At 48.0% G+C, this 1,233-nt stretch carries 1 protein-coding gene; it reads left to right on the forward strand.

All coding sequences use genetic code 11. From position 1 onward, the window contains the following. Positions 1–21 precede the first annotated feature (21 nt). The gene (gene tuf, locus JFC08_RS13585; RefSeq protein WP_055124836.1) at positions 22–1,212 is read left to right on the forward strand and encodes an elongation factor Tu; all 1,191 of its coding nucleotides are present in this window, start codon (positions 22–24) and stop codon (positions 1,210–1,212) included. Positions 1,213–1,233: the final 21 nt, after the last annotated feature.

Consider the following 1,233-nt stretch of genomic DNA (forward strand, 5'->3'; position numbering starts at 1 on the left):
CCAAAAAAAGAGGAAATACCCATGGCAAAGGCCAAGTTTGAACGCGTAAAGCCACACGTCAACGTCGGTACAATCGGACACGTTGACCACGGTAAAACAACCCTAACAGCTGCCATCGCAACTGTAGCAGCAATCACCTCTGGTGGCGAAGCCAAAGACTACGCGTCTATTGACTCAGCACCAGAAGAAAAAGCACGTGGCATCACCATCAACACCTCACACGTAGAATATGACACTCCAGCACGTCACTACGCTCACGTCGATTGCCCAGGTCACGCCGATTATGTTAAAAACATGATCACTGGTGCCGCTCAAATGGACGGCGCAATCCTAGTCGTATCAGCAACTGACGGCCCAATGCCACAAACCCGTGAGCACATCTTGCTTTCACGTCAGGTTGGCGTACCGTACATCATCGTATTCATGAACAAATGTGATGTTGTTGATGACGAAGAACTGCTAGAACTTGTAGAAATGGAAGTTCGTGAACTTCTTAATGACTACGACTTCCCAGGTGATGATACCCCAATCATCCATGGTTCAGCGACTGAAGCCCTAAAAGGCTCACAAGAAAAATACGGCCAACCAGCGGTTGTAGAACTTCTTAACGTTCTTGACACCTACATCCCAGAGCCAGAGCGTGACGTTGACAAAGCATTCCTAATGCCAATCGAAGACGTATTCTCAATCTCAGGCCGTGGTACTGTTGTAACAGGTCGTGTGGAATCTGGTATCGTACGCGTAGGCGACGAAATCGAAATCGTCGGTATCCGTGACACTCAAAAAACCACCTGTACTGGTGTAGAGATGTTCCGTAAACTGCTTGACGAAGGTCGTGCAGGCGAAAACTGTGGCGTACTACTACGTGGTACTAAGCGTGAAGACGTACAACGTGGCCAAGTACTAGCTAAGCCAGGTTCAATCACTCCTCACACCAAGTTTGACGCAGAAGTATACGTACTGTCAAAAGAAGAGGGTGGTCGTCATACTCCATTCCTAAACGGCTATCGTCCACAGTTCTACTTCCGTACTACTGACGTAACTGGTGCAATCCAATTACAAGACGGTACTGAAATGGTTATGCCTGGTGATAACGTTGAGATGGGCGTAGAGCTTATCCACCCAATCGCTATGGACAAAGGTCTTCGCTTTGCTATTCGTGAAGGCGGCCGTACTGTAGGCGCTGGTGTTGTTGCTAACGTACTAAACTAATCTATCCGTCTCAGTAATGAG

Origin of the sequence: Psychrobacter cibarius, assembly GCF_016107535.1 — a bacterium.
Classification (GTDB): Bacteria; Pseudomonadota; Gammaproteobacteria; order Pseudomonadales; family Moraxellaceae; genus Psychrobacter; species Psychrobacter cibarius.

Bases quoted from the DNA above. Each gene is read 5' to 3' on its own strand.
- tuf (WP_055124836.1), top strand. From the start codon at position 22: ATGGCAAAGGCCAAGTTTGAACGCGTAAAGCCACACGTCAACGTCGGT.